1 protein-coding gene is annotated in these 867 nt (G+C 46.8%); it reads right to left on the reverse strand.

The annotated features are described in order from the left end of the window. The coding region (locus RM529_RS17580) for an MFS transporter (protein WP_311486031.1) at positions 1-867 on the reverse strand (867 nt) is incomplete at both ends.

The raw sequence follows: 867 nt of genomic DNA on the forward strand, positions 1-867 counted from the left end.
CCGCAAAAATAATTAACGCCTGATCTAACCCTAGTTTCAATAATTCCCCAAAAATCAGACTACCGATACCAAAGCCCGTAAACAATGCAAAAACGTTGAGTCCCATTGCTTGTCCACCCTGTTTTTTGCCGCCCAATTCGGTTACTATACCTGCAAATAAAGGTTGCGTGAGGTCGTATCCGAAAGAAATCAAGGTGACTGCAAGGGCTGCAACAAGAACGGGTATTTCCAGAGCGAGACTGGCTGTTGCTATGGCTGCTGTTGCCAAACCTATTAAAATAATCGGATAACGCCCCCTACGATCAGCTGTGCGCCCTATAAGGGAACCAAAGAAAAATCCTGGCAGGCCATAACCGAGAATGGCCAAACCAATTTCTATTGGCCCCAGATCATACTTTTGCACAAAATAGACCCCTAACCAGGTATAAATACCTGAATGGAAGATCCCGTTCCAGAATACGAATAAATACGTCCTTAGCCCCCGCCGGAAAGCAAGTAGCCTGTAAAACCCACCTAACATGTTTTTTAATGAAGTATGGCCGGATTTATGAGGTTCCTGTTTCCAGCCCATTCGGGCTACTTGTATCCATAATGCCAAAGCGGCCAATAGTGCAGTTGCCAAAAATAACATGCGCCAGCCTGTATAAGGTTCCAACATTACCCCGGCGGTAGAACCTAAAGCCATTCCTCCTTCCATAGCGGCAAATAAAAGTCCCAGGGGTCTCCCCCTTTCCGAAGGTTTGAACATATCTCCTACAAGGGCCAGGGACATTGGCACCACACCGCTTGCCCCTAAACCCGTGAGCAATCGTAACAGGATGAGTTGTGAAGCAGATTGCACCAGGGCGGTTATCGCTGTTAATACAA

The sequence above is a fragment of the Autumnicola edwardsiae genome (assembly GCF_031846505.1).
GTDB lineage: Bacteria > Bacteroidota > Bacteroidia > Flavobacteriales > Flavobacteriaceae > Autumnicola > Autumnicola edwardsiae.